The 502-nt window shown below is 62.2% G+C and carries 1 protein-coding gene; it reads left to right on the forward strand.

Going from position 1 to position 502, the window contains the following annotated elements; translation table 11 throughout:
• Positions 1 to 502, forward strand: a 502-nt coding sequence (locus RFM41_RS34415) for an SIS domain-containing protein (RefSeq protein ID WP_320319364.1), incomplete at both ends; no start/stop codon positions are given.

Below are 502 nucleotides of genomic sequence, written 5' to 3' on the forward strand. Positions count from 1 at the left end.
GATTTATGACATCGACGGCAACAAGGTCGACCGCAAGCGCCAGCAGTCGCTGTCGACCAGTTTCATGGTCGACAAGGGCAACCGCCGGCATTTCATGGAAAAGGAAATCCACGAGCAGCCGGAGGTGATCTCGCACACGCTGGCGCATTACGTGGATTTCGTTTCGGGCAAGTCGAAGCCGCTCGACCTGCCGTTCGACTTCGCCAGGATCGGCCGGCTGGCGCTGTCGGCCTGCGGCACCGCCTATCTTGCGGGACTGATCTCGAAATACTGGTTCGAGCGCTATGCGCGGCTTCCCGTGGATATCGATGTCGCCTCCGAGTTCCGCTATCGCGAGATGCCGCTGTCGGCCAACGATGCGGCCTTCTTCATCTCGCAGTCGGGCGAGACGGCCGACACGCTGGCCTCGCTGCGCTATTGCCGCAAGGCCGGCATGAAGATCGGCACGGTCGTCAATGTGCGCGAATCGACCATGGCGCGCGAATCCGACGTCGTGCTGCCG

It is taken from the genome of Mesorhizobium vachelliae (assembly GCF_033977325.1).
Classification (GTDB): Bacteria; Pseudomonadota; Alphaproteobacteria; order Rhizobiales; family Rhizobiaceae; genus Mesorhizobium; species Mesorhizobium vachelliae.